The organism is Streptococcus sp. HMSC077D04 (genome assembly GCF_001808785.1).
Classification (GTDB): Bacteria; Bacillota; Bacilli; order Lactobacillales; family Streptococcaceae; genus Streptococcus; species Streptococcus mitis_BX.
On sequence record NZ_KV794547.1, the window covers coordinates 365798 to 387634 of the forward strand.

General features: G+C 40.2%; 18 protein-coding genes and 1 tRNA gene. 5 read left to right on the plus strand and 14 right to left on the minus strand.

What is annotated here, in order from left to right; genetic code table 11:
- Both rsmG and HMPREF2701_RS08875 read left to right on the plus strand, forming a co-directional pair.
- A partial coding sequence (gene rsmG, locus HMPREF2701_RS08870) for a 16S rRNA (guanine(527)-N(7))-methyltransferase RsmG (RefSeq protein WP_070482793.1) occupies positions 1 to 653 on the plus strand: 653 nt, incomplete at its 5' end.
- 302 nt (positions 654 to 955) lie between these two features.
- Complete coding sequence (locus HMPREF2701_RS08875; RefSeq protein ID WP_061590005.1) at positions 956 to 2239, plus strand: uracil-xanthine permease family protein; 1284 nt, start codon at positions 956 to 958, stop codon at positions 2237 to 2239.
- A 52-nt stretch (positions 2240 to 2291) separates the two neighbouring features.
- On the opposite strand, the gene HMPREF2701_RS08880 is transcribed toward HMPREF2701_RS08875, so the two are convergent.
- The 10 genes from HMPREF2701_RS08880 to HMPREF2701_RS08925 form a co-directional block, all read right to left on the minus strand.
- Complete coding sequence (locus HMPREF2701_RS08880; protein ID WP_049491495.1) at positions 2292 to 3050, minus strand: CPBP family intramembrane glutamic endopeptidase; 759 nt, start codon at positions 3048 to 3050, stop codon at positions 2292 to 2294.
- Between the two features lie 152 nt (positions 3051 to 3202).
- Entirely contained in the window at positions 3203 to 4099 is an 897-nt protein-coding gene (locus HMPREF2701_RS08885; protein ID WP_070482796.1) for a DMT family transporter, read from the minus strand.
- Between the two features lie 8 nt (positions 4100 to 4107).
- Positions 4108 to 5043, minus strand: a complete 936-nt coding sequence (locus HMPREF2701_RS08890) for a serine hydrolase domain-containing protein (RefSeq protein ID WP_049502210.1) — start codon at positions 5041 to 5043, stop codon at positions 4108 to 4110.
- Entirely contained in the window at positions 5040 to 5765 is a 726-nt protein-coding gene (locus HMPREF2701_RS08895; RefSeq protein WP_049546711.1) for a CppA N-terminal domain-containing protein, read from the minus strand. The genes HMPREF2701_RS08890 and HMPREF2701_RS08895 overlap by 4 nt, the downstream gene beginning before the upstream one ends.
- A gap of 124 nt (positions 5766 to 5889) precedes the next feature.
- Positions 5890 to 6795, minus strand: coding sequence for an aquaglyceroporin Gla (gla, locus tag HMPREF2701_RS08900; protein WP_000348094.1), 906 nt, complete (start codon positions 6793 to 6795; stop codon positions 5890 to 5892).
- A 159-nt stretch (positions 6796 to 6954) separates the two neighbouring features.
- Complete coding sequence (locus tag HMPREF2701_RS08905; RefSeq protein ID WP_070482799.1) at positions 6955 to 8121, minus strand: ATP-grasp domain-containing protein; 1167 nt, start codon at positions 8119 to 8121, stop codon at positions 6955 to 6957.
- Between the two features lie 12 nt (positions 8122 to 8133).
- Positions 8134 to 8874: an esterase family protein gene (locus tag HMPREF2701_RS08910; protein ID WP_000546817.1), complete on the minus strand. Its 741-nt coding sequence runs from the start codon at positions 8872 to 8874 to the stop codon at positions 8134 to 8136.
- Between the two features lie 20 nt (positions 8875 to 8894).
- On the minus strand, positions 8895 to 9719 hold the full coding sequence (locus HMPREF2701_RS08915) for an alpha/beta hydrolase (RefSeq protein ID WP_033685208.1): 825 nt from the start codon (positions 9717 to 9719) through the stop codon (positions 8895 to 8897).
- A 136-nt stretch (positions 9720 to 9855) separates the two neighbouring features.
- Positions 9856 to 11070 (minus strand): tRNA uracil 4-sulfurtransferase ThiI, encoded by a 1215-nt coding sequence (thiI, locus tag HMPREF2701_RS08920; RefSeq protein WP_049491482.1) that lies wholly within the window; start codon positions 11068 to 11070, stop codon positions 9856 to 9858.
- Between the two features lie 8 nt (positions 11071 to 11078).
- Positions 11079 to 12221: a cysteine desulfurase family protein gene (locus HMPREF2701_RS08925; protein ID WP_061590000.1), complete on the minus strand. Its 1143-nt coding sequence runs from the start codon at positions 12219 to 12221 to the stop codon at positions 11079 to 11081.
- A 138-nt stretch (positions 12222 to 12359) separates the two neighbouring features.
- On the opposite strand from HMPREF2701_RS08925, the gene HMPREF2701_RS08930 reads away from it, so the two are divergent.
- The gene (locus HMPREF2701_RS08930; protein WP_061590001.1) at positions 12360 to 12791 is read left to right on the plus strand and encodes a DUF6556 family protein; all 432 of its coding nucleotides are present in this window, start codon (positions 12360 to 12362) and stop codon (positions 12789 to 12791) included.
- Between the two features lie 44 nt (positions 12792 to 12835).
- Here HMPREF2701_RS08930 and HMPREF2701_RS08935 read toward each other — a convergent pair whose 3' ends face one another.
- Positions 12836 to 15139, minus strand: coding sequence for a DNA translocase FtsK (locus tag HMPREF2701_RS08935; protein ID WP_081109277.1), 2304 nt, complete (start codon positions 15137 to 15139; stop codon positions 12836 to 12838).
- A 406-nt stretch (positions 15140 to 15545) separates the two neighbouring features.
- Here HMPREF2701_RS08935 and HMPREF2701_RS08940 point away from each other — a divergent pair, with 406 nt between their 5' ends.
- Positions 15546 to 17867, plus strand: a complete 2322-nt coding sequence (locus tag HMPREF2701_RS08940; protein WP_061589815.1) for a hypothetical protein — start codon at positions 15546 to 15548, stop codon at positions 17865 to 17867.
- A 92-nt stretch (positions 17868 to 17959) separates the two neighbouring features.
- Here the strand turns inward: HMPREF2701_RS08940 and HMPREF2701_RS08945 are convergent, their stop codons facing one another.
- Genes HMPREF2701_RS08945 through HMPREF2701_RS08955 form a run of 3 tightly spaced genes read right to left on the minus strand, consistent with a single transcriptional unit; the run spans position 17960 to position 21563 of the window.
- Positions 17960 to 19918 (minus strand): fructose-specific PTS transporter subunit EIIC, encoded by a 1959-nt coding sequence (locus HMPREF2701_RS08945; RefSeq protein WP_070482802.1) that lies wholly within the window; start codon positions 19916 to 19918, stop codon positions 17960 to 17962.
- Positions 19915 to 20826, minus strand: coding sequence for a 1-phosphofructokinase (gene pfkB / locus HMPREF2701_RS08950; RefSeq protein WP_061589817.1), 912 nt, complete (start codon positions 20824 to 20826; stop codon positions 19915 to 19917). The genes HMPREF2701_RS08945 and pfkB overlap by 4 nt, the downstream gene beginning before the upstream one ends.
- Positions 20823 to 21563: a DeoR/GlpR family DNA-binding transcription regulator gene (locus HMPREF2701_RS08955; RefSeq protein ID WP_000920654.1), complete on the minus strand. Its 741-nt coding sequence runs from the start codon at positions 21561 to 21563 to the stop codon at positions 20823 to 20825. Before HMPREF2701_RS08955 ends, pfkB begins: the two co-directional genes overlap by 4 nt.
- Before the next feature lie 161 nt (positions 21564 to 21724).
- Here HMPREF2701_RS08955 and HMPREF2701_RS08960 point away from each other — a divergent pair.
- Positions 21725 to 21812 (plus strand) — tRNA-Ser (locus HMPREF2701_RS08960).
- Positions 21813 to 21837 lie beyond the last annotated feature (25 nt).

The following is a 21837-nucleotide window of genomic DNA, read 5'->3' on the forward strand; positions in this document are numbered from 1 at the left end:
AAAAAAAACAATTTGAACGTTATTTTGAACTCTTGGTCGAGTGGAATGAAAAAATCAATCTAACAGCTATTACAGACAAGGATGAAGTTTATCTCAAACATTTTTACGATTCGATTGCACCCATTCTTCAAGGTTTGATTCCCAATGAAACTATCAAATTGCTTGATATTGGAGCCGGGGCAGGATTTCCTAGTCTACCTATGAAAATCCTCTATCCTCAGCTAGATGTGACCATCATTGATTCTCTCAACAAGCGCATCAACTTCCTCCAACTTTTGGCTCAGGAACTGGATTTGAACGGAGTTCATTTCTACCACGGTCGTGCAGAAGATTTTGCCCAAGATAAAAACTTCCGTGCTCAATATGATTTTGTAACAGCTCGTGCGGTTGCCCGTATGCAGGTCTTGTCTGAATTGACTATTCCCTACCTTAAAGTTGGCGGAAAACTATTGGCTCTCAAGGCCAGCAATGCGCCTGAGGAATTATTAGAAGCTAAGAATGCCCTCAACCTCCTTTTTAGTAAGGTCGAAGACAATCTCAGCTACGCTCTACCTAATGGAGATTCGCGTTATATCTCAGTGGTGGAAAAGAAAAAAGAAACACCAAATAAATATCCACGTAAGGCTGGCATGCCCAATAAACGCCCACTTTAATTTTTTTAGTAAAAAAATATTTACAAAGTCAGCCTCGCTCTTTTATTTTTAGGCTCGGGAAAAAATGATTTACAAAATCAACCTCGCTCTCTTATTTTCGGGCTCGGGAAAAAATGATTTACAAAATCATTTTTTTCTGCTATACTATCCTAAGCAAAGGTTTTTAATGTCATCCCGTGAGGTGACGAAGACGCAGAAATATTTAAAACTCTTTAAAATCTAGATTTTAGAGAAGTCTTACTCTGAGGGCCTATTGCTGTAAAATAATGGGCTCTTTTTTGATGCCCAAAAGTGAGGTTTATATGAAACAAGAATCAACTGTTGATTTGTTACTAGACGTTGACCAACGTCCTTCGGCCGGAAAAGGAATTCTCCTTAGTTTCCAACACGTTTTCGCCATGTTTGGTGCGACCATCTTGGTACCCTTGATTTTGGGAATGCCTGTATCTGTTGCCCTTTTTGCTTCAGGTGTTGGAACACTCATCTACATGATTTCAACTGGTTTTAAAGTTCCAGTTTATCTAGGTTCTTCATTTGCCTTTATCACAGCAATGTCGCTTGCTATGAAAGAAATGGGTGGTGATGTATCTGCTGCCCAAACAGGGGTTATCCTTACAGGTTTTATCTATGTCCTTGTGGCTGCAAGTGTTCGTTTTGCGGGTACAAAATGGATTGATAAACTCTTGCCACCAATCATCATCGGACCTATGATTATCGTTATCGGTCTTGGACTTGCAGGTTCAGCTGTTACCAATGCTGGTCTTGTAGCTGATGGAAACTGGAAAAATGCTCTTGTAGCGGTTGTTACTTTCCTAATTGCTGCCTTTATCAATACAAAGGGAAAAGGCTTCCTACGAATCATTCCATTCCTCTTTGCCATTATCGGTGGTTACCTCTTCGCACTAACTCTTGGTTTGGTTGACTTTACACCAGTTCTTAAAGCCAACTGGTTCGAAATTCCTGGTTTCTACTTGCCATTTAGCACAGGTGGTGCCTTTAAAGAATACAATCTTTACTTTGGTCCAGAAACCATCGCCATCTTGCCAATAGCTATTGTAACAATTTCTGAACATATCGGAGACCATACTGTTTTGGGTCAAATCTGTGGCCGTCAATTCTTGAAAGAACCAGGTCTTCACCGTACACTTCTTGGTGACGGTATCGCAACCTCTGTTTCTGCCTTCCTTGGTGGACCAGCTAATACAACTTATGGAGAAAATACAGGGGTTATCGGTATGACTCGTATCGCTTCTGTCTCAGTTATCCGTAACGCTGCCTTCATCGCGATCGCCCTTAGCTTCCTTGGTAAATTCACTGCCTTGATTTCAACTATTCCAAACGCTGTACTTGGTGGTATGTCAATCCTTCTCTATGGAGTTATCGCCAGCAACGGTTTGAAAGTCTTGATCAAAGAACGTGTTGATTTCGCTCAAATGCGTAACCTAATCATCGCAAGTGCTATGTTGGTACTTGGACTTGGAGGAGCTATCCTTAAACTTGGTCCAGTTACCCTTTCAGGTACTGCCCTATCAGCCATGACAGGAATCATCTTGAACTTAATCTTGCCATACGAAAATAAAGACTAAACGTCTTGACACAAAAAGTTCGCTCAGACAACTGAGTGGACTTTTCTAATTTTTAAGTCCCCCAAGCAACCAATAGATAGATCAGGCTAGAACCAAACATATCTGCTAAAGCATGCATGAGAAAGAATGGAAGGAGATTTTTAATTTTATATTTGTATAAGAAATAATAGAATAAGCCATAAACTACACCGATTACCAAAGCCCATACTAATCCTTGATAGGTGTGGAAGGAAATACGAATAATCGTAGAATAAAGCAAAACCAACCACTTGTGTTTTTCCTTCACTGAAGTTAACAAACCTAGAAAGAAAAATTCTTCATAAAATCCATTAAGCAAGGCATAGGCAATCGCTATCGGGCTGAGAGCTAAGAACTTCCCTATTATTTGCGTGAAATCTATATAGGCAAAAAGGTCTGGATTAAAGTAATTATATTTACCAGTGAGAGTTGTAACCAAGTCTCCAAACAATCCCACTAAAGCAAATATAAATGGAACCCAAAAGATAATGGACCAATTCCAGTGAATAGGAAGCTGTTTAAAATCATAATTTCGAATCAAAAGATAGAGTAAGGTCACAGCCAATAATATAGCTTGCAGGGTAAAATTACTAAAATAAGCAGCACCTTCGCTTGCAGCCTGTCTAACTATCCCTTCTGTACTTGATGCACCCGTTGGAAACGTATTTGCTAAAAATAGCTCGGTTGAACGAATTATAAACTGACCAAACATTATGATCGTAATAATCACAATGTCAAACCATCTCAAGTATTTTAAAGGTTTAGATGGATGTATTTTTTTAAAAATATTCATATCTTCTCCAGGTATTCTATACTCATATAAATATTTTAAGAAAAAAGGCTTAAACTTTTATAAAATTTCATTAATTCATTTAGATTCAAAAGCTTTTATTAGTAAAAATAACCCCTCTTTGAGAGTGGTTATCATCTACTTTCATTTTTTGTTTATTTCTCTAACAATAAATCTTTCAACGAAATCAAAGTGACTGCAATTAAAATCATTGCCATACCAAGAAAATCAATAGGATAAAATTGTTCATTCATAATTAGGAAGGCAAAGAAAACCGCCGAGATTGGCTCAATTGAAGCCAACAAACTTGACTTAACTGGTCCAATCAGACTGGCTCCTTTTAAGAACGCTGTATAGGCAAAGACAGTCCCGATAAGGATAATGCCCGCAAAAGCAAGGAGAAAATCAAGACTAGTCGGTATATTGGCCTGTAGAACCCCTGTAAAAGGAAGGGCGACCAAACCAGCTATGACCATTCCCACACCAATGACCAAACTGCTACCCCACTTCTTAATCAAGGTTATGGGCAAAATGATATACAGGGCGTAAGTCAGAGCAGAAAAGAGGCCCCAGAACAGACCTGCAGGTGTCATAGATAACTGGTCCAACTGCCCATGTGTTGCGATCAGGAAGGTTCCTCCGATGGCTAATATGATAGAAACAATCTCTCCCAGTGTCGGCGCCACCTTATCCTTGATACAGCTATAAATTAAAATCCCAACAGGACAAACATACTGAAGCACCGTCGCGGTTCCTGCATTGGTCTCCTGAATAGCAGTTAGATAGGCAAATTGATTGAGGAAGAGACCAATTAGAGCAAAAATGAGAAGAGACAGCAAACTCTTTCTATCATTTAAAAAGGCCAGCATTCTATCTTTTGCAGTAGCATAAGCCAAGAGCATGAGAATTCCACCAGCGATTAAAAGACGCAAGTTGGTCAAAACCAGGGCCGAAATTCCGTGCGCCATCAGGTATTGGCCACTCGTTCCTGACAAGCCCCAAGCAATCCCAGCCACAACTGTTAATAAAGTCCCCTTTAAACTGTTTGACATGTCTCTCCTTACTCTTCTTTACGAATCAAGTCCATCACTTGATTACGATCTACAATCCATTGAGCCCTCTCATCCTTTTCATAGGTACGATTCGATAGAAAAATAGCCGCTTCTTGCTTCTGACGATTCCACATGATAAAGGTACCTGTATAGCCCGTATGGTCTAGCCAATCTTCTTCCAAATTCCATGCCAAAGAACGTTCCTTGTCATCCAAAGGAGAAAAATTTTGACTCAAATCTCTTGCGAAATCATCTGCTAAATAGTGTTCTAAAAAGATTTGTAAATCCTTTACAGTCGAAAATAAACCAGCACTACCAGCATGTCTGCCCAGGAGACGAGCTTTGGGATCATGTACCATGCCTACCTCTACACCTCTAACCGTTGGAACAGCAAGCTCAACAGGTCCAAATTGGGTTTCCGTCATTCTCCAAGGATTCCAAACTTGTTCTTGTAAAATCACATCCAAGTCTTGATTAAAGATTCTTTCCAAAATAAAACCCAACAGCAAAAAATGGACATCCGAATAAAGAAAGGCTGGCTGATTTCGTCTATTAAGATGAAACATCGCTTCCTTTAATTCTGAATCTGTTAAAAGATCACGATTGGGAATAAACGGATCAAGGTCTGTAGCGTGAGTTAAGAGCTGACGAATAGTGATGTCTGGATAATCACTCTCAGCTAAAAAATCTGTTACCGGTCTGTCAATATCTAATTGACCTTTTTCCCACAAGAAGGTAAAAACGGTACCAACCCCAACAACCTTGCTGACACTGGCTAGGTCGTAAACTAGTCCTGCCTCAGTCTGTAAGTCATGCTCTGGGTCACTCTGGCCTAAATAGAACTCCGTCCATTGATTGTCCTTAAAATACGCAAAAGAGGCTCCGGGATAAATCCCTGCCTCGATTTGTTCTTCTATTTTTTTAATAATCTTGGTCCACTTCATACTTCTTCAAACCACAATTCAACATTATTTCTATCTTTACCAAGGAAGAATTTTTCAGACTTAGGAATAAAATATTCGGTAGACTCAAATTTCTTGCGAAGACTTGCTATATCTAGTTCATTTACCAAGAACTTGATCATAGATAAATCCCAAGTAGCCGTATTGTCCACAGTCAAATCTTGACCCTGAGCTGGGATAAAATCAAGGGATGCCCCAATTTCAGATACTCCCAAGAAACTTTCGACATCAGTTGGGAGATGTAATTCCATAGAAATCTCAAATTTACTTAAAGAAATTGATTCCAAATCTGTTTGAAATTCAGGATTTTCTTCTACTTCTACTAGACTTTCTCTATCATCTTCCGCATGAATCAAAACCAAATCATCTTCTGGAGAGTAAATTTCAAAAGCGTAGCCGTTTTGACCTTTATATAATTGATGAATCGAATCTGTTTTAGATAAGAGTTCTTCGATTTCCAAGGGATTTTCCACCTTGACAATCAATCTAGCTAGTTTTTTTCTTCCCTCTACCTTACGAGTGCGCATACTTGGAGCTTCTTCTAAAACCAGCTTTTCTAGACCTGTTTGATCACCTAGTGACAGAAAGGCTGACTCTTCTAACAAGGCCTTCATGCCAAGGGTTTCTATATAAAATGTTTCATTTAATTTTCTATTATTAACTTTTAAAGTAGGAATAATCCGTACAATCTGATTTACATTCATAAATTCCTCCAACTCTTTTATTTTAAAGGATTTTAGAATTTTTTACAAGAAATTATGCTCAGATTTACTGATTTTTCGTAAAAATTTCACTTAAAAAACCGAGGATTTCCTCGGTTTCAATTTCTTATAGGTAAAGGAATTTGAAGATAGCTACTGCCGCAATTGCTGCTGCAATCGGTGCTACTACTGGTACCCAAGAATACCACCATTTTGAATCACCTTTGTGCTCACCAAGAACTGATTTTGGAAGGAAAGCATGAAGGAGACGTGGTCCCAAGTCACGGGCTGGGTTCAAGGCAGGCCCTGTAGGTCCACCAAGTGATGTTACCAAGGCCATAACAAGGAATCCAAGTGCCAAGTGAGCAATTCCAAGACCAGAAGTCATAAATGGCGCTACTTGTTCTTTAGCTTGGTCAAGTGCTGCTGTTACTTGTTCTTGAGGAATTGTTTGACCTTGAGTAGTTGCTTGTGCAACTTGAGCATTGATAGCAGCTTGTGCTTTTGATACTAGTTCAGCACCAAAGAAGTTTTTAGTCATACCAAGGGCTGCAAAGAAAAGAACAAATGAACCAACAAACTCATTTACAAAACCATTAACAGTTGCTGCAAAATGTGATTCTTTTGTACCATTATCCAAACTTGAAATTGTTGAGAAAGTACCCAAGATGTTGTTTGGATTTTCAGTTTTCAAGTAGTATGGGCGGTGTGTTGCCACAACCAAGGCTTGACCAAAGATAGCACCCAAAACTTGTGCGATGATATAAGGTGCAACTTGTGCCCAAGGGAAGAGACCGCTGATCGCAAGTCCAAGAGTGAAGGCTGGGTTAATGTGGTTACCAGATACGTTACCAAACATCAAGGCTGGAATCATAACCCCCATACCATAACCAACAGCGATAACGATCCAGCCACTTTGGTGACCTTTCGTACCTTTAAGTTCAACGTTGGCAACTGCACCATTTCCAAGAATGATCAAAATAGCAGTGGCCAAAAATTCAGTGGCATATTTAATTGCCCATGTGAAATCCATTTGATAGATTCTCCTTAAAATTTTTTAGACAATCTTTATTCTATCAATTTTTATATCTTTTAGCAACAGGTTTTCTAAAAGAATATATGGGAAAGCGGTTTTATTTCTCTTATTGAAACAAAAGGATTAAGGAGGTGCATTTCCTTAATCCGAGAGTTCTTATTCTTGACGTTGTCCGAAATCTGCAATCATCTGCTCCATTTCTTGTCGACTCGGAGTTGTCAGCATATACAGATAATCTCCTTGAAGTTCCGCAAAGGCCGCTGGCATGATTTTTTTAACCTTGAACTGCTGGCTATATTTGGAAAGCAAGTCCTCCTCAGAATAGACATAATGAGCATTTGCACGGCGAGACGTAGCCAAACAATACTGAGGTTCAAAGTCTGATACTGGGAACTCTTCTCCTGCGACAATAGCAGCATAGCCACGATAAAGATCCAAAGAATGAGCAAAGTTATAAACATCAATAGTGAAACCACCTGCAGGCCGGTTATTGTACTCAATGGCGATGTAATCATCCCCTTCACGGAAGAACTCGATATGGAAGAACCGTTCTTTCATACCAAATTCCTTGACAATTGCCTCACCATATTTACGTAATTTGGGATCCATATCCTTGAGCACATAGTAGGAATTGTCCATCTTATAAATCATGAGATCCAGCGGTGTATAGGCGTAGTCGAAGGTCGTTGAGAAGACAATCTTTCCATCCTTGTCTACAAGCCCGTCAAAGGTACAGATTTCGCTAGAAGTGACAAATTTTTCAAAGAAATAAACGGTTGAATGGTCCCACTCAGTCTTGAAGTGATTGATATCGTCTTCTGTCTCAAGCTTAAAGGTCGCGGCTGCTCCCACTCCATTGTCAGGTTTGGCAATCATTGGAAGGCCGATTTCATTCACAGCTTGATCCACATCTGCTTCCGTCTTGATAACAGCTCCAGGTACCACTGGGACACCTGCTTTTTTGAAGAGTTTCTTCATTTCAGACTTAAATTTCGTCTTTTTGAGATCCTCTGGTTTGGCACCAAAGACATTGAATTGTTCTCTGAGTGTTGCATCCAGCTCAAGCCAGTATTCATTGTGAGACTCGATGCGGTCAATTGGGCCATGTTTATAAAAGAGAAAAGCAACTGCACGTTTGACTTCGTCTATGTTCTCAAGATTATCTACACGGAAATACTCGGTCAAGCTATTACGTAAAGGTTCATCCAATTGCTCATATGGTTCTTGACCAATTCCCAAGACTGTGATACCTTTATTAGCTAGCTCAATTGTAAACTGTTGAAAGTTTTGCGGATAGTAGGGAGAAATAACAAGGTAATTCATAGGTAACTCCTTTTATAAATAGAGATTTCCAAGGAAATAAGGCATTTGTTTGCGCCACCATTCCCAGTCGTGGGCGACATCGTGTCCCCATTCAGCAAACCAGGCTGGAATTTGTTTCTGGTCAAAGGCTTCTTTGAGCTTGTAAAAGGATGGTAGACCGTCTTGTTCCCAGGCACCAAGACCCGTACACAGCACAATCTCTGCCTGACGATAACGGTCAATAAACCAGCCGTCGTTCTGGTTCCAGATATAATCTACTGGCGAGTTTTGGTAAATAGCATCGTCATTGTAGTAATCGCCGACAAAGAAACGTGCGTCGTAAACACCACTGAGAGCAATCACCTTGGTAAAGACATCTGGATGTTGGAGGAAAAAGTTGACTGCATGGTAGGCGCCCATGGAGCAACCTGTCGTCATCATACCATCAAACCAACCTGTCTTGTGCTTGATAAAAGGAATAGCCTCCTCAATCACATAACGCTCGTAGGCACGGTGCATCTCTGCTTGGTCATGACCATTTTTCCAAGTGGCCAACCAGCTCTCACTATCTACACTGGATAGGGTAAAGAACTGAACACGGCCTTCCTCGATAAAAGAAGCACAAGCATCAATCATGCCAAAATCATAGTATTCATTGTGACTACCACCTGATGAAGCAAAGACCACAACTGGAATCCCTGCATGTCCATAACGATTAAGGTACATTTCACGGTTAAGATTGCCACTCCAGTGGCTAAGGTTTTCAATATGCATTGGCTTTCTCCTTTTCTAACTTACCATTTCTCTGCAAAAAATCTCAGACAGTCTGGTAAATTCTCCGACCAAGGGATTTCACTATGGATGGCACCAGATTGAACTTTCAAGACAAGATTATCTAAGTGTACCCCACCTGCTATCAAATCATGGTAATACCGAAGAGACGAATCGATATAGGCTTGTTTGATATTACCAGCCATCAGGGTCTTGTCCGTATCATCTGCTTCTTCAGTTCCAACATAGATAAAGATACGCTGGTCAGGCGATAGTTTCTTGCGTTCAATATAGCGATTAAAGGCTTCTTGATGGAGCCAGTTGGCAGATGAAAAGACGCCCAAGCAACCAATTTGGTCTTGGTATTCCAAACCGATAAACTGGGTAATATTGCCTCCTAGTGAAGACCCAATCATAGCCGTATGCTGGCGGTCAGCTTTAGTACGGTAGGTCTCATCGATAAATGGCTTGACCACCTCCATAACAAACTCGGCATACTCCACACCCTTACCGCCAAACTGCTGCCCCGGAATAGGAGATTCTTGGAACTTCCAAGCCGCATACTCATTCATCCGCCCCATACCATCATTATCAATAGCAACGACAATCATGCGACTGATATCAGGATTACGCTTAATAGCTGGGATAATCTTCCATGAATGGCCAATGAAAGACTCCTTGCTATAAAAAACATTTTGCCCGTCATGAAAGTAAACAACAGGATAGGAACGATCCGTGTCTTTCTCATAATCTTTAGGCAGAAGAACACGCACACGGCGCTCCTTACCTGTATAAGGAACCTTGAGTTTGTGTTCTTTCATTTTTAAATAAAAGTAGGATTGATTCATTGTCAGAAAACTCTCTATATTCAAAATTTTATTTTATTATATCACAATTATAGAAAAAAAGTTAGTTTTGCTTCCATTTTTGGAATTAAAAACTAACTTTTTCATTTATTTTTCTAAATTCTTTTGGATTTTCTGATTAGAGCAAATTATCAATCAAGTCATCGACTTCATCTTTTTCAGCTTGAGGTGTAATCTCAGTAATCATGATTCCAGCCACTGCACGCTCAACTAAACCTTCAACATCCATACGAGCTTCATACTGCTCTGCATTCTTAATCTTAGGATTAGTCTTTGGGCGATCTGGTGCAAAAATGGTACAACAGTCTTCAAACGGTTGGATTGAAATGTCAAAGGTATCGATTTCCTGAGCGATGTCAATGATTTCCAACTTGTCCATGGTTACAACTGGGCGGATGATGGGAGTGTTGGTAACGGCATTGATAGCCTGCATGCTTTCAAGGGTTTGGCTGGCTACTTGACCTAGACTCTCCCCATTGATGATAACTAAACCATTTCGTACCTCACGAATACGGTCAGTAATCCGCATCATAAAACGACGCGTCAAGGTCATGAGATAGGCTTCTGGCGCTTTGGCTTTGATTTCCTCTTGAATCTCTGTAAAAGGAACTTCGATAAACTGGATATTTCCACCAAACTTGGTTAATTTACGGGTCAAATCTTGGGCTTTTTTTAGGGCACCAGGACTGGTGTAAGGTGGGCTGGCAAAATGAACAGCTTCAATATCCACTCCACGCTTAAGAGCAAGATAACCTGCTACAGGTGAGTCAATCCCTCCTGACAACATGAGCATCCCTTTACCTGAAGTTCCAACTGGCAAACCACCAGCCCCACGAATGGTTTCATAAGAAAGATAGGCTGCTTCTTCACGGATCTCCACCTGAAGATTGATGTCAGGACTTTTCATTTGAGCTTGCACATTTGGAATGGCTTCGAAAACAGCTCCTCCAAGTGTTTGATTGAGTTCACGACTATCCAACTCAAAGTTGTGGTCGCTACGCTTGCTAGAAATTTTAAAGGTCATGCCATCCTTGTAGATGTCCTGCATAATCTCTTGGACAGCAGACTTCAGAACTTCTACAGATTTTTCAATCTTATAAACAGGGGAAAAATTTTGAATACCAAATACTTGTTTGAGGGATTCTGCTACCGCTGTGTAATCAGCTCCATTGAGGTATGCGTGGGCACGGTCGCGATCTGCCGTTACCTTAACTTGGGGATAGATAGACAAAACGTCTGATATATTATTGCGAAGTTTATTGATGAAACGCATACGGTTTTTACCCTTGGTTGACAGCTCACCGTAGCGAATCATAATTTCTGAATACTGCATGAATGCTCCTATCTTACTTTTCTTGTTTGGTTGTAAATTAATTTTAACTTGGTCAAGAACTGCTCGACCTGACTCATATCATTTTCAAGGTCTAGGCTAAGACGCACAGCTGACTGAGCCTTATCTTTATCTACTCCCATGGCAATCAAAGTGCCTGCAGGTTTCCCAGCCTTGGACGAACAAGCAGAGGTCGTTGAGATGAAAATATCATAGTCTTCAAAGGCGTGAACGATGACTTCACCACGAACACCCTTGATTCCAAAAGTCAGGATATGAGGGGCAAAGTCTTCCTCATCTGAAAAGACAAATATATCCGGATAGTCAAAAAGTGCTTGACGAATCACTGCCTTCATCTGTCCTGTCTTACTAGTAAAGATATCTAGCTTTTCCATAGATAAACGGAGAGCCTTGGCTGTCGCTGCAATTCCTGCCACATTTTCAGTTGTCGAACGGTAATCACGTTCCTGACCACCACCTGTTAAAAGAGGCGTAATCTTCTTGCCAGACTTGATATAGACAAAACCAACACCACGAACTCCGTGGAACTTGTGACCAGAGAAAGTCGCAAAATCCACTCGTTCTGTCAGATATTTTTCAGTCGGAATCTTGGCAAGAGCCTGAACCGCATCAACGTGGAAGGAAATAGTCGGCTTATCTGCCAAGAGTTCTGAAATAGCCTTAATGGGCTGAACAGAACCGATTTCATTGTTCACAGCCATGACGGAAACGAGGGTCGTATCATGTCTTATCAAATCTGCTAACGCTTCAACATTCACAAATCCTTTCTCATCAACTGAAGCAAAATCCACTTCAAATCCTTGACTTTTCAACCAGAGAGCTGACTCTTTGACTGCTGGATGTTCAATGGCTGATACGATGATGTGCTTTCCAAACTGAGCCTTTTCAAAGGCCACACCCTTGATGACCCAGTTATCTCCTTCTGTCCCACCAGAAGTAAAGAAGATTTCATCGCTTTTCTTACCGATTAAATCTGCAATCTGTTGGCGAGAAGCATCTAAGATTCGTGTTGCCTGGTCTCCCAAACGATGGAGACTAGATGGATTTCCTAAAATTTTTGAAGCGACCTGCATATAAGTTTCAAGGGCTTCAGGATAAGGCTTGGTCGTCGCCGAATTATCAAAGTAAATCATGTTTTCTCACGCTTTCTAAAATCACTTCTTCTATTGTATCATGAAACGGAGCTTGCGACAAGAAAGGGCAATTCCTCTTTTTTTAAGATTTTTTTAAAGAAATGCGGTATAATAAATTTTAGTTAAAGGAGAGAATGTATGTCTAATTATCGTAGAACTTCAAAACCAAAAACAGAACACATCAAAAAAGGCTTTACGGTCTTTCAAAAAACCGTTGCTACTATCGGTAGTATTCTCGGCTTAATTACCGCAAGTATCACTATCATGAACGCCTTGGATAATAACAAAAATACTAAAAAAGAACCTACGACAAGCCAGACGACAACAATTGTCAAAGAAATTCAAAAGGAATCCCCTAAGGAAAACACTAGTCCCAATAAGGAAAATAATACTAGTCAAGAAAAAACACAACAAGAAGAAACGCCAAAATCCAGCGTCAAAGAAGAGAAAAAAGAAGAGCAGAAAACAGCAACTCAGGACTCTTCTACTCCTGCTCCAAATAAACCTGCCACTGAAACTGAAAAGCAGTCCAATAATACTCCAACTTCAGAAAATAAAAGTAATCAATAGCCAGTAAAATAGCTTCCCTCCAAACTTGGAAAGAAGCTATTTTTTTATTGTTGTAACACTTTTCGAGGTTTGGTACCCTCAGCTGGACCGATGACACCTGCCATCTCCAGTTCTTCCATGAGACGGGTCGCACGGTTAAAACCAACTGACAAACGACGCTGAATCATGGATGCACTGGCTTTCTGGGTTTCGATCACCAAAGCCTTGGCTTCTTCAAAAAGCGGATCTCCACCAGATTCACCATCTGAAAATTCACCGTCATTTTCAGAAACCTCACCTGGATCAAAACTCTCATCGTAATCTGCATCCGCCTGAGCCTTGATAAAGTTTACGATGCGTTCAACATCATCATCCGAGATAAAGGAGCCTTGGAGACGAACTGGATGATTTTCATCAATTGGTTTAAAGAGCATGTCTCCTCGACCAAGCAGTTTTTCTGCTCCATTTTCATCCAAGATAGTACGGGAGTCTGTCCCTGATGAAACCGCAAATGCCACACGTGACGGAACATTGGCCTTAATCAGACCAGAGATGACATCAACGGATGGACGCTGGGTTGCAAGAATCATGTGGATACCAGCAGCACGCGCCTTCTGTCCCAGTCGGATAATAGCATCTTCCACTTCCTTGCTAGCCACCATCATGAGGTCAGCCAACTCATCCACAATCACAACAATGAGTGGCAGTGGAATCTGCTTGTACTCAGATTGAGCATTAAACTCTTCTACCTTGGCATTAAAGCCTGCAATATTCCGAACTCCTACCTTGGCAAAAAGTTCATAACGATTTTCCATCTCATCCACAACCTTTTGCAGGGCCTTGCTGGCCTTGCGTGGATTGGTTACAACTGGAATCAAGAGATGGGGAATATCATTGTAAACAGACAACTCAACCATCTTAGGATCGACCATCATAAACTTGACCTGGTCGGGTCTTGCTTTCATCAGAATGCTAGCAATAATGCCGTTAACTGCTACTGACTTCCCTGAACCCGTTGAACCTGCAACTAGCAAGTGGGGCATTTTAGAAAGGTCAAAAGCTCTTGCTGTGCCATTAACAGCCTTCCCTAAAGGAATTTCTAATAGATTTTCTGCTTTCGTTTGAGATTGTTCCCATAGTTCTCGGAAAGACACAGTGGCAATTTCAGAGTTAGGAACCTCAATTCCGACTAGGGATTTCCCAGGAATTGGTGCTTCGATTCGAACATCCTTAGCTGCCAAGGCTAGAGCGAGGTCATCTGCTAGATTGGAAATGCGGTTGACCCGCACACCGACTGCCGGTTTGACTTCATACTTGGTTACTGACGGTCCAATTTCAGCCCGTTCAACCGTCACCTTGATACCAAAGCTAGCAAAGGTTTCTTCCAAGATTTTGATATTCTCTCGGACAATTTTTTTCTCTTTAGACTGGTCTTTTGGTTTATCTGGGGCAAAAAGTTGTAAACTAGGGAGTTTATATTCAAGAGCCTCCTTGGCTGAAAAATCGACCTGAACATCTTCATCATCCAAGGTTTCTTCTTGTTCAGGAAATTCAAGTTCAGCTTGAGGCAAGATGATCTCTGGTTCTACCCACTCTTCTTCTGGAACCGGTGGAACATCAAGCACAACATCTTCTGTCAGAATTTCACCCGTTTCCATATCAACAGGAGGCAAATCGAGTAAGGCTTTTTCAGCCTCTTCTTTCTCTAATCTAGCCTCTTCCTCAGCCTTTTGACGAGCTTTTTCTTCTTGTTTGACAAAGCGTTCCTCTTTTCGACGCTCATGCCCTTCCCGCCATTTGGCAAAGCCTCTACTGAAAAATTCAGCAATATCGTAAACAGACCAAGGACTGACTAGGAGAGCACCCACTAAAATCAAGATAGCACCAATAAAGTAAGTACCGATATTTGAAAAGAGAAAGGCTGTTGGCACATAGAGGGCAACACCAATCAAGCCTCCTCCAGCAAAACTAGTCGTTCGAAAACCAGTCAAATCAGTCACAACCTGAGCCATGGTTCCTTTTAGAACTGACTTGTCCAAGCCATATTTCCAAACCAAGTAGGCCTCAAAAATCAGGAGCAAGCCTGCAAATATAGTGAAAAAGCCAGATAGAAGACCTTCCTGTTTTCGGATCCACTTGAAAAAGAAGAGGTAGAGCAGGATACCAAATATTGCCAGATAAGCTAGACTACCCACCAGCAAGCGAATTAAATTGTAAAGAGTGATACCTGCAGCCCCTAATTTGAAGGCTGCGAAAATCAATAAAAACGCGATTCCCAACGAAATCAACATCCGTTGAATCGCTTCTTTTCTTTCGAGTTCTGCTTTTGACGGTCTCCGTCTTGTTTTACTTGTATTCTTGTTTGCCATTCTTCTATTATACCATATTTCACAGGCATTTCGAAAAAGGTCAATATTCTCCTTGGATAGTTCAGTATTGGGAGATTCAAATAAAATTTTCTTATCCATAGTTTCCCTCTCTAAGTAATTTCAGAACATCTTTTTGATAGCCTTTATAATCCAGCTGACTGTTCATCAAAAAAGAAGATATGCAAAATTTTGAAATTTTGATATAATAAAACTATCAAAAAGTAAAGGAATGATTGGTATGAACGCAATCACAGCTCACAGCTCACAGCTCACAGCTCACAGCTCACGCTGATTATGTAATCAAGCGTATTTTTTGTCAAGCCCTAAAACAGACTTTTTCACATTTTTGTGAGAAGGTCTTTTCTGTTGTTTCTCAACTCAATGAGTTGATTGTTGGAGGTGTAAAATGGCTCCTCTAGCTATTGATAGAAGTTGGCAATCTGGAAATGAAAGAGCTGACAATTTATTTTTCTGGAGAAATTTCGGTTTTGATGAAAAAGATATTTTAATCGAAAATACTGATGGTATCATTAACGGAGCTCTGTTTGAATTTAAAAATAGCATTGCTGATCTTAATGCTGTGCTTGTTCAAGCTATCCACTATCTGTCTAAATTAAGGATAAAAGGTGGTATTCCTATACCAAGCAAAATCGTTTTAGTTGATATTAATAAAAATCGTGCTAGTGTTTATGATGCAACTCAATATCGTTTAGAAATTTTACAAAATTATACGAATAGTGCATCAAAAAATGTAAATCAGACCACTTTAAAAAATGCTACTAATCCTGAAAAAGTAATTGAATTTGATGTTCTTCAACCAAAAAGCCCTAAAAATCGTGAATTGTGTGAATTATTCCAAATAGACGAGTATCAAAAGTTTGAAATTGATTTTCCAAACATTTTAGGGTGGGCGAACTATATATACCGTCACGATAAAACAACAACAAAATCTCAAATGTTTGAGATGCTCAAACAACCATCTAATTCAATAGTCGAAAACTATATCTTACCTTGGTGTGGAGACGAAAGCGATTTTGACACCGTGATGGACGCATTAAATGACCCCGCAAATAGAAAAGATTTAGGAGCATTTTATACACCACTACCTTATGTTAAAGAAGCAACTAAACTTGTTCGTCAAGCTATTAGCAATCTTCCTAAAGGCATGGACTATGTTATTTTGGACAGATGTGCTGGTACAGGAGCATTAGAGCATTATTTAACCGAAGAAGAGTTAAGCCATGTTATCTTGAATACTTATGAAATAAAAGAATGGCTTGTTTTGTATAACAAATATATTGGGAAGGTACGGGCTATCATACCACCACTTTCAATGGTACAAGAAAACAAGGGGAACTTAGTAACAGGTGGGGATGCTTTAGCAGAAGAGTTTTTATCAATTCCAATGGAAACAGATGGAAAACATAATACATTACAAGAAGTCATAGATGACAAAAATGTTGCGATTATTGGTTTTGAAAATCCCCCTTATTCTAGCGAATTAGCCCGTGCTCAAGAAGGAAATGTTAAATCGATAGATAAATTTAGCTATATAAGGAAATTGATGTCCGATGAATTTGTTGGTGATAGTAACCATGCAAAAGATTTGCTAAATCAATTCGTTTGGTCTTTTGAAAAATACTTTATGAGAGATGAAAACGACTATTATATTTTATTTGCTCCTGTTAAGTATTGGAAATCAGTTGGTCTAATGCAAAAAATCTTTATTAATGGTTTTCTAGCAAACAGAGGGAACTTTAAAGCACAAGAAAGTTCCGTTTTGGTAGCACTTTGGAAAAACGATCAAGATAACGAAACTGAAAGTATTACTGTAACTGCTAAAGAAATATGGAGAGATAATAAAAAATGGGGAACTGGGAAAGGAGCAGCAGTCATTGATGTACCTGAGGATGCTATTCTTAAAGATGTGAAGCATGTCACTATAAAAAAAGTATACAAAACGCTAGGAGAATACTATTCTAAAAAGTTAAAAACAGATGTGTTATCTAAAATTGCTACTGGCTACGATGGTAAAGAAGTGCCATTAAAAAGCTATGGAAAACCTGTTTATAATGACAATATTTTAGCGGTTATAGAAGCCAGTGGTTTTGGTACTACTCCGCAGGACATAAGAATGACTAGAATTGCTATTTATCATGGACGAGGTAGTCAAGTTAGAACGAATAATTACGCAGAGCAAACTGCTTTATTTGTTGCCAAGCAATACCCTCAAAAAAACTGGTATGAAAGGGATATTTACTATACAACTGCTGATAAAGGGGATTTGTATACAGAGGATACAGATTTTCTTAGAAAATCTACATTATGGACTTGTATCTCTCAAAAAAATCATTGTTTGAGCTTTGATGGTTCTGATGGAAAGTTTTATAGTAACGAAATGTGCCTAGATAAGAACTCTCTAGTTCGTAAAGAATTGATCGAACAAGAAAAATATGGAAAACTTGATAGAGCTGACTTAATGTTGCTAGGTGTCTTCGATGAATTACTTGAACTAGCTAAAAATACTCAAGAATATAATCCAAAATACAATTATGGTACTTATCAAATTGAATTGGACATAAATACATCATACAAAGATGGTAATGATAAAAAGATATTCAACAATGAAAAAGTTAACACTAAACTAAAAGAACTTAAAACAAGGTTAGCTGAATACTACGAAAATGAGCTTGAAAGTAAATTATTTGAGTATGAACTATTGAAATAGTGAGAAGACGATTTCCAAACGGAAATCGTCTTTTTCGATATTGTTGAAATACTACATTTTGTGGTTGGTTTAAACTGGTATATAGTTCCCTTTTATTTAACTGCTTGTGGTTTGCGTAGGTAACCATAGACCACACCACTTACGATTGCTCCGACCAAGACAGAGGCAAGGTAAAGAAGAGCATTTGAAGTAAGTGCAATCACGAAGATTCCTCCGTGTGGCGCCATGAGTTTGATTCCAGCAAGACCAACGAGTCCACCTGCTACTGCTGAACCAAGGATGAAACTTGGGATCGCACGAGCTGGGTCTGCTGCACCGAATGGGATCGCTCCTTCAGTGATAAATGACAAGCCCATGATGATGTTTGTCAAACCAGAGTTGCGTTCTTCTTTGGTAAATTTATCTTTGAAAAGAAGGGTTGCGACAAAGATAGCAAGTGGTGGTACCATTCCTCCAGCCATAACTGCTGCCATGGCTACAGAACCACCTGAAGAAACAGTTGCCGCAAGCGTACCGGTACCAAAGACATAAGCCGCTTTGTTAACTGGTCCACCCATGTCAACAGCCATCATTCCACCAAGAACGATACCGAGAAGGACAGCTGAACCGCCTCCAAGACCGCCAAGGAAGTCATTCATAGCAGTGTTGATTGCTGCCATTGGGATGTTAACAGCTAGCATGACAAATCCAGTCAAGATTGTTCCAAGAAGTGGCAAGAGAAGGATTGATTTAGCACCTTCAAGCGAACGAGGAACTTTAACGTATTTCTTAATAGCAAGAACCAAGGCACCTGCGATAAATCCACCCACAAGGGCACCTAGGAAACCAGATGAGACACCTGCAAGAGTTGACGTTGCTTCACCACCTGCTGCATAAGGGATTTTACCAAAGGCAAAACCTTCTTTAGCAATAGCACCAGCCACGAAACCTGCTACCAAACCTGGTTTTTCAGCGATAGAGTAAGCAACATAACCTGCAAAGACTGGGAGCATCAAGCCAAAGGCTGCACCACCAATTTTCATGAACATAGAAGCTAGTTCATGGTAGGAACCAAGATTGCCAAGGTTTTCATTTGGAACACCCAAAGCACCGTCAATCAAGAATGCAAGGGCAATCATGATACCACCACCGATAACGAATGGTAACATTTGAGATACACCACTCATCAAGTGTTTGTAGAAGGCACCTCCAAGGCTTTGTTTTTCATTGCTTGCTATTGCAGCTTTTCCACCATTAGCGGCACGGTAGACTTCAGTATCTCCTGAAAGAGCCAAGTTAATCAGCTCTTCTGTTTTACGGATACCGTCAGCAACTGGACGATTGATCAATGGTTTACCATCGAAACAATCCATTTCAACGGCCTTGTCTGCTGCGATAATAACTGCTTTAGCCTTGCGGATATCTTCTGCAGTTAGTTGATTTCCAACACCGCTGGCACCATTGGTTTCAACCTTAATCCCAACACCCATTTCAGCAGCCACTTTTTGAAGGGCTTCTTGGGCCATGTAAGTGTGGGCAATACCTGTCGTACAAGCTGTAACAGCTACGATAAAGTCACCAGAGTTATTGGCAGGCGCTTGAACAGGTTCCTCAGATTTTTCTGAAGCTTGGTCAAAAAGTTCGATAACTTGGTCAGCTGATGTTACTTGACGAAGTTTGTCAGCAAAACCGTCTTTCATCAAGTATTGAGACAATTCTGCCAAGGCTGCCAAATGGGTATCATTGGCACCTTCTGGAGCCGCAATCATAAAGAAGAGGTCAGTAGCTTGTCCATCCAAGCTCTCATAATCAACACCCTTATTTGACTTAGCAAATAGAACAGTCGCTTCTTTGACAGCAGCATTTTTGCTGTGAGGCATTGCGATACCATCACCCAAACCTGTAGAAGTTAAAGCTTCACGCGCTAAAATGCCTTCTTTAAAGGTTTCAAAATCTGTCACATAACCATGATTTGTCAAGCTTTTAATCATCTCTTCGATGACAGCAGTTTTTTCAGTTGCTTGCAAATCCAGCAACATAACATCTTTTCTCAATAGGTCTTGAATTTTCATCGTTTTTCTACCTCAACTTTTTCATATGTTTCTTTAATAAATTCCGCCGTTGCCAAGTCATCTGAGAAGGTAGTTGCCGTTCCGCAAGCCACTCCCCATTTGAAGGCTTCTACTGCATCTTTTGATTTGACAAATTCACCTGTAAATCCGGCAACCATAGAGTCACCAGCTCCAACTGAATTTTTGACTGTTCCCTTGATTGGCTTAGCGAAGTAAGCTCCCTCAGATGTGACAAGAAGAGCACCGTCACCAGCCATAGAGATAATGACGTTTTGAGCACCTTTAGCCAGTAACTCACGAGCGTATTTCTCAATTTCATCTAAACTTTCGAGTTTAACCCCAAAAATTGCTCCAAGTTCATGATTATTTGGTTTAACCAAGAGCGGTTGGTATTCTAAACTATCAATCAAGGTCTGTCCTTCAAAGTCACAAACCACTTGCGCACCCGTCTGACGCGTCAAGGCAATCAAATCCTTATAGATAGCATTGCCTAGATTTTTAGCACTTGAACCCGCAAATACAACCGTGTCTTCTGCAGTCAAACTAGACAAAATAGCTTTCAACTCTTCTAACTGGGCTGGTTCGACATTTGGACCCGTTCCGTTGATTTCTGTCTCTTGGTCTGCTTTGATTTTAACATTGATACGAGTATCTTCTGCCACTTGGACAAAACGCGTCTCGATTTCTTCCTCTGCCAGAGTATCTGTGATAAATTCACCAGTAAAACCTCCGATAAATCCAGTCGCTGTATTTGGAATATCCAAACGTTTCAAGACACGACTGACATTGATTCCTTTCCCACCAGCAAACTTATCATCACTATCCATTCGATTGACACTACCGACTTGGACTTGGTCCAAACGAACGATATAATCAATAGATGGATTGAGTGTGACTGTATAAATCATACTTCTATTACCTCCGTTTTCTCCTTAATAGCCTGCAAGAGCTCATGCCCTTGACTTGTAATAACAATAGCTCGTTTGAGTGGTGCTACCTTGGCAAAGCAAGTTTGTCCAATTTTTGACGAATCGACCAAGACATAGGTCTGTTTGGCATTCTCCAAAATAGCACGCTTCACAGCTCCCTCTTCCATATCAGGAGTCGTATAATAGCCATCGTCCACACCATTCATCCCGATAAAGGCACGGTCAAAGTGCAATTGGTTAATTTGGTTAAGAGCAACGCCCCCGATGCTAGCATCCGTCGCCATCTTGACACTACCTCCAACCATGACAGTTGGAATCTGCTTTTCAACCAACTGAGCAGCATGGTGAATCGAGTTGGTCACGACTGTAACATTCTTATTGACCAATTCATGGATCAAAAAAGCAGTTGTTGTTCCAGCATCAATAAAGATGACATCTTGTTCCTTGATGAGAGAGGCCGCCTTCTGAGCTAGCAACTTCTTCTCTTGAAGGTTTTTGACAGATTTTTCTTGAATGGTTTCTTCTTCCTGCAAGGAATGGGGCAATTCTGCTCCACCATGCACGCGACGAAGCTTGTTTTCCGCTTCCAACTCATCCAAATCTCTTCGAACCGTTGATTCTGACGTTTCTAGCAAACTAACTAATTTCTCTAGAGAAACTACATGATGTTGATTTAACTCCTCTAAAATCAGTTGTTTCCGCTCTGTTTTTAACACCGAATCACCTCCTGTTATCGTTTACACTATTCATTCTATCACACTCTCTTTCAAAGTCAAGCATTTTTTATCATTTTCTTTCAAATTCTATCATTTTTCTCATTTCCAGAATTTTTATTGCAAGATAAGAGGCTTTATGGTAGACTATTTGAGTAAGCATTGGAAGATTACTCAAGAGGCTTAAGAGGCCGTGTTGGAAACGCGGTAGGCGTGTAACAGCGTGCGTGGGTTCGAATCCCATGTCTTCCGTTTATTTTAAAAAAGATACCCAAGA

Bases quoted from the DNA above. Each gene is read 5' to 3' on its own strand.
- HMPREF2701_RS08910 (WP_000546817.1), bottom strand. From the start codon at position 8,874: ATGCATATTGAAAACCTTAGCCACTGGAGTGGCAATCTTAACCGTGAA.
- HMPREF2701_RS08885 (WP_070482796.1), bottom strand. From the start codon at position 4,099: ATGTCAAACAGTTTAAAGGGGACTTTATTAACAGTTGTGGCTGGGATT.
- HMPREF2701_RS08890 (WP_049502210.1), bottom strand. From the start codon at position 5,043: ATGAAGTGGACCAAGATTATTAAAAAAATAGAAGAACAAATCGAGGCA.
- HMPREF2701_RS08930 (WP_061590001.1), top strand. From the start codon at position 12,360: ATGTCTAATTATCGTAGAACTTCAAAACCAAAAACAGAACACATCAAA.
- HMPREF2701_RS08905 (WP_070482799.1), bottom strand. From the start codon at position 8,121: ATGAATTACCTTGTTATTTCTCCCTACTATCCGCAAAACTTTCAACAG.
- HMPREF2701_RS08935 (WP_081109277.1), bottom strand. From the start codon at position 15,139: ATGGCAAACAAGAATACAAGTAAAACAAGACGGAGACCGTCAAAAGCA.
- gla (WP_000348094.1), bottom strand. From the start codon at position 6,795: ATGGATTTCACATGGGCAATTAAATATGCCACTGAATTTTTGGCCACT.
- HMPREF2701_RS08880 (WP_049491495.1), bottom strand. From the start codon at position 3,050: ATGAATATTTTTAAAAAAATACATCCATCTAAACCTTTAAAATACTTG.
- HMPREF2701_RS08945 (WP_070482802.1), bottom strand. From the start codon at position 19,918: ATGAAAATTCAAGACCTATTGAGAAAAGATGTTATGTTGCTGGATTTG.
- pfkB (WP_061589817.1), bottom strand. From the start codon at position 20,826: ATGATTTATACAGTCACACTCAATCCATCTATTGATTATATCGTTCGT.
- HMPREF2701_RS08875 (WP_061590005.1), top strand. From the start codon at position 956: ATGAAACAAGAATCAACTGTTGATTTGTTACTAGACGTTGACCAACGT.
- HMPREF2701_RS08915 (WP_033685208.1), bottom strand. From the start codon at position 9,719: ATGAATCAATCCTACTTTTATTTAAAAATGAAAGAACACAAACTCAAG.
- thiI (WP_049491482.1), bottom strand. From the start codon at position 11,070: ATGCAGTATTCAGAAATTATGATTCGCTACGGTGAGCTGTCAACCAAG.
- HMPREF2701_RS08925 (WP_061590000.1), bottom strand. From the start codon at position 12,221: ATGATTTACTTTGATAATTCGGCGACGACCAAGCCTTATCCTGAAGCC.
- HMPREF2701_RS08940 (WP_061589815.1), top strand. From the start codon at position 15,546: ATGGCTCCTCTAGCTATTGATAGAAGTTGGCAATCTGGAAATGAAAGA.
- HMPREF2701_RS08895 (WP_049546711.1), bottom strand. From the start codon at position 5,765: ATGAATGTAAATCAGATTGTACGGATTATTCCTACTTTAAAAGTTAAT.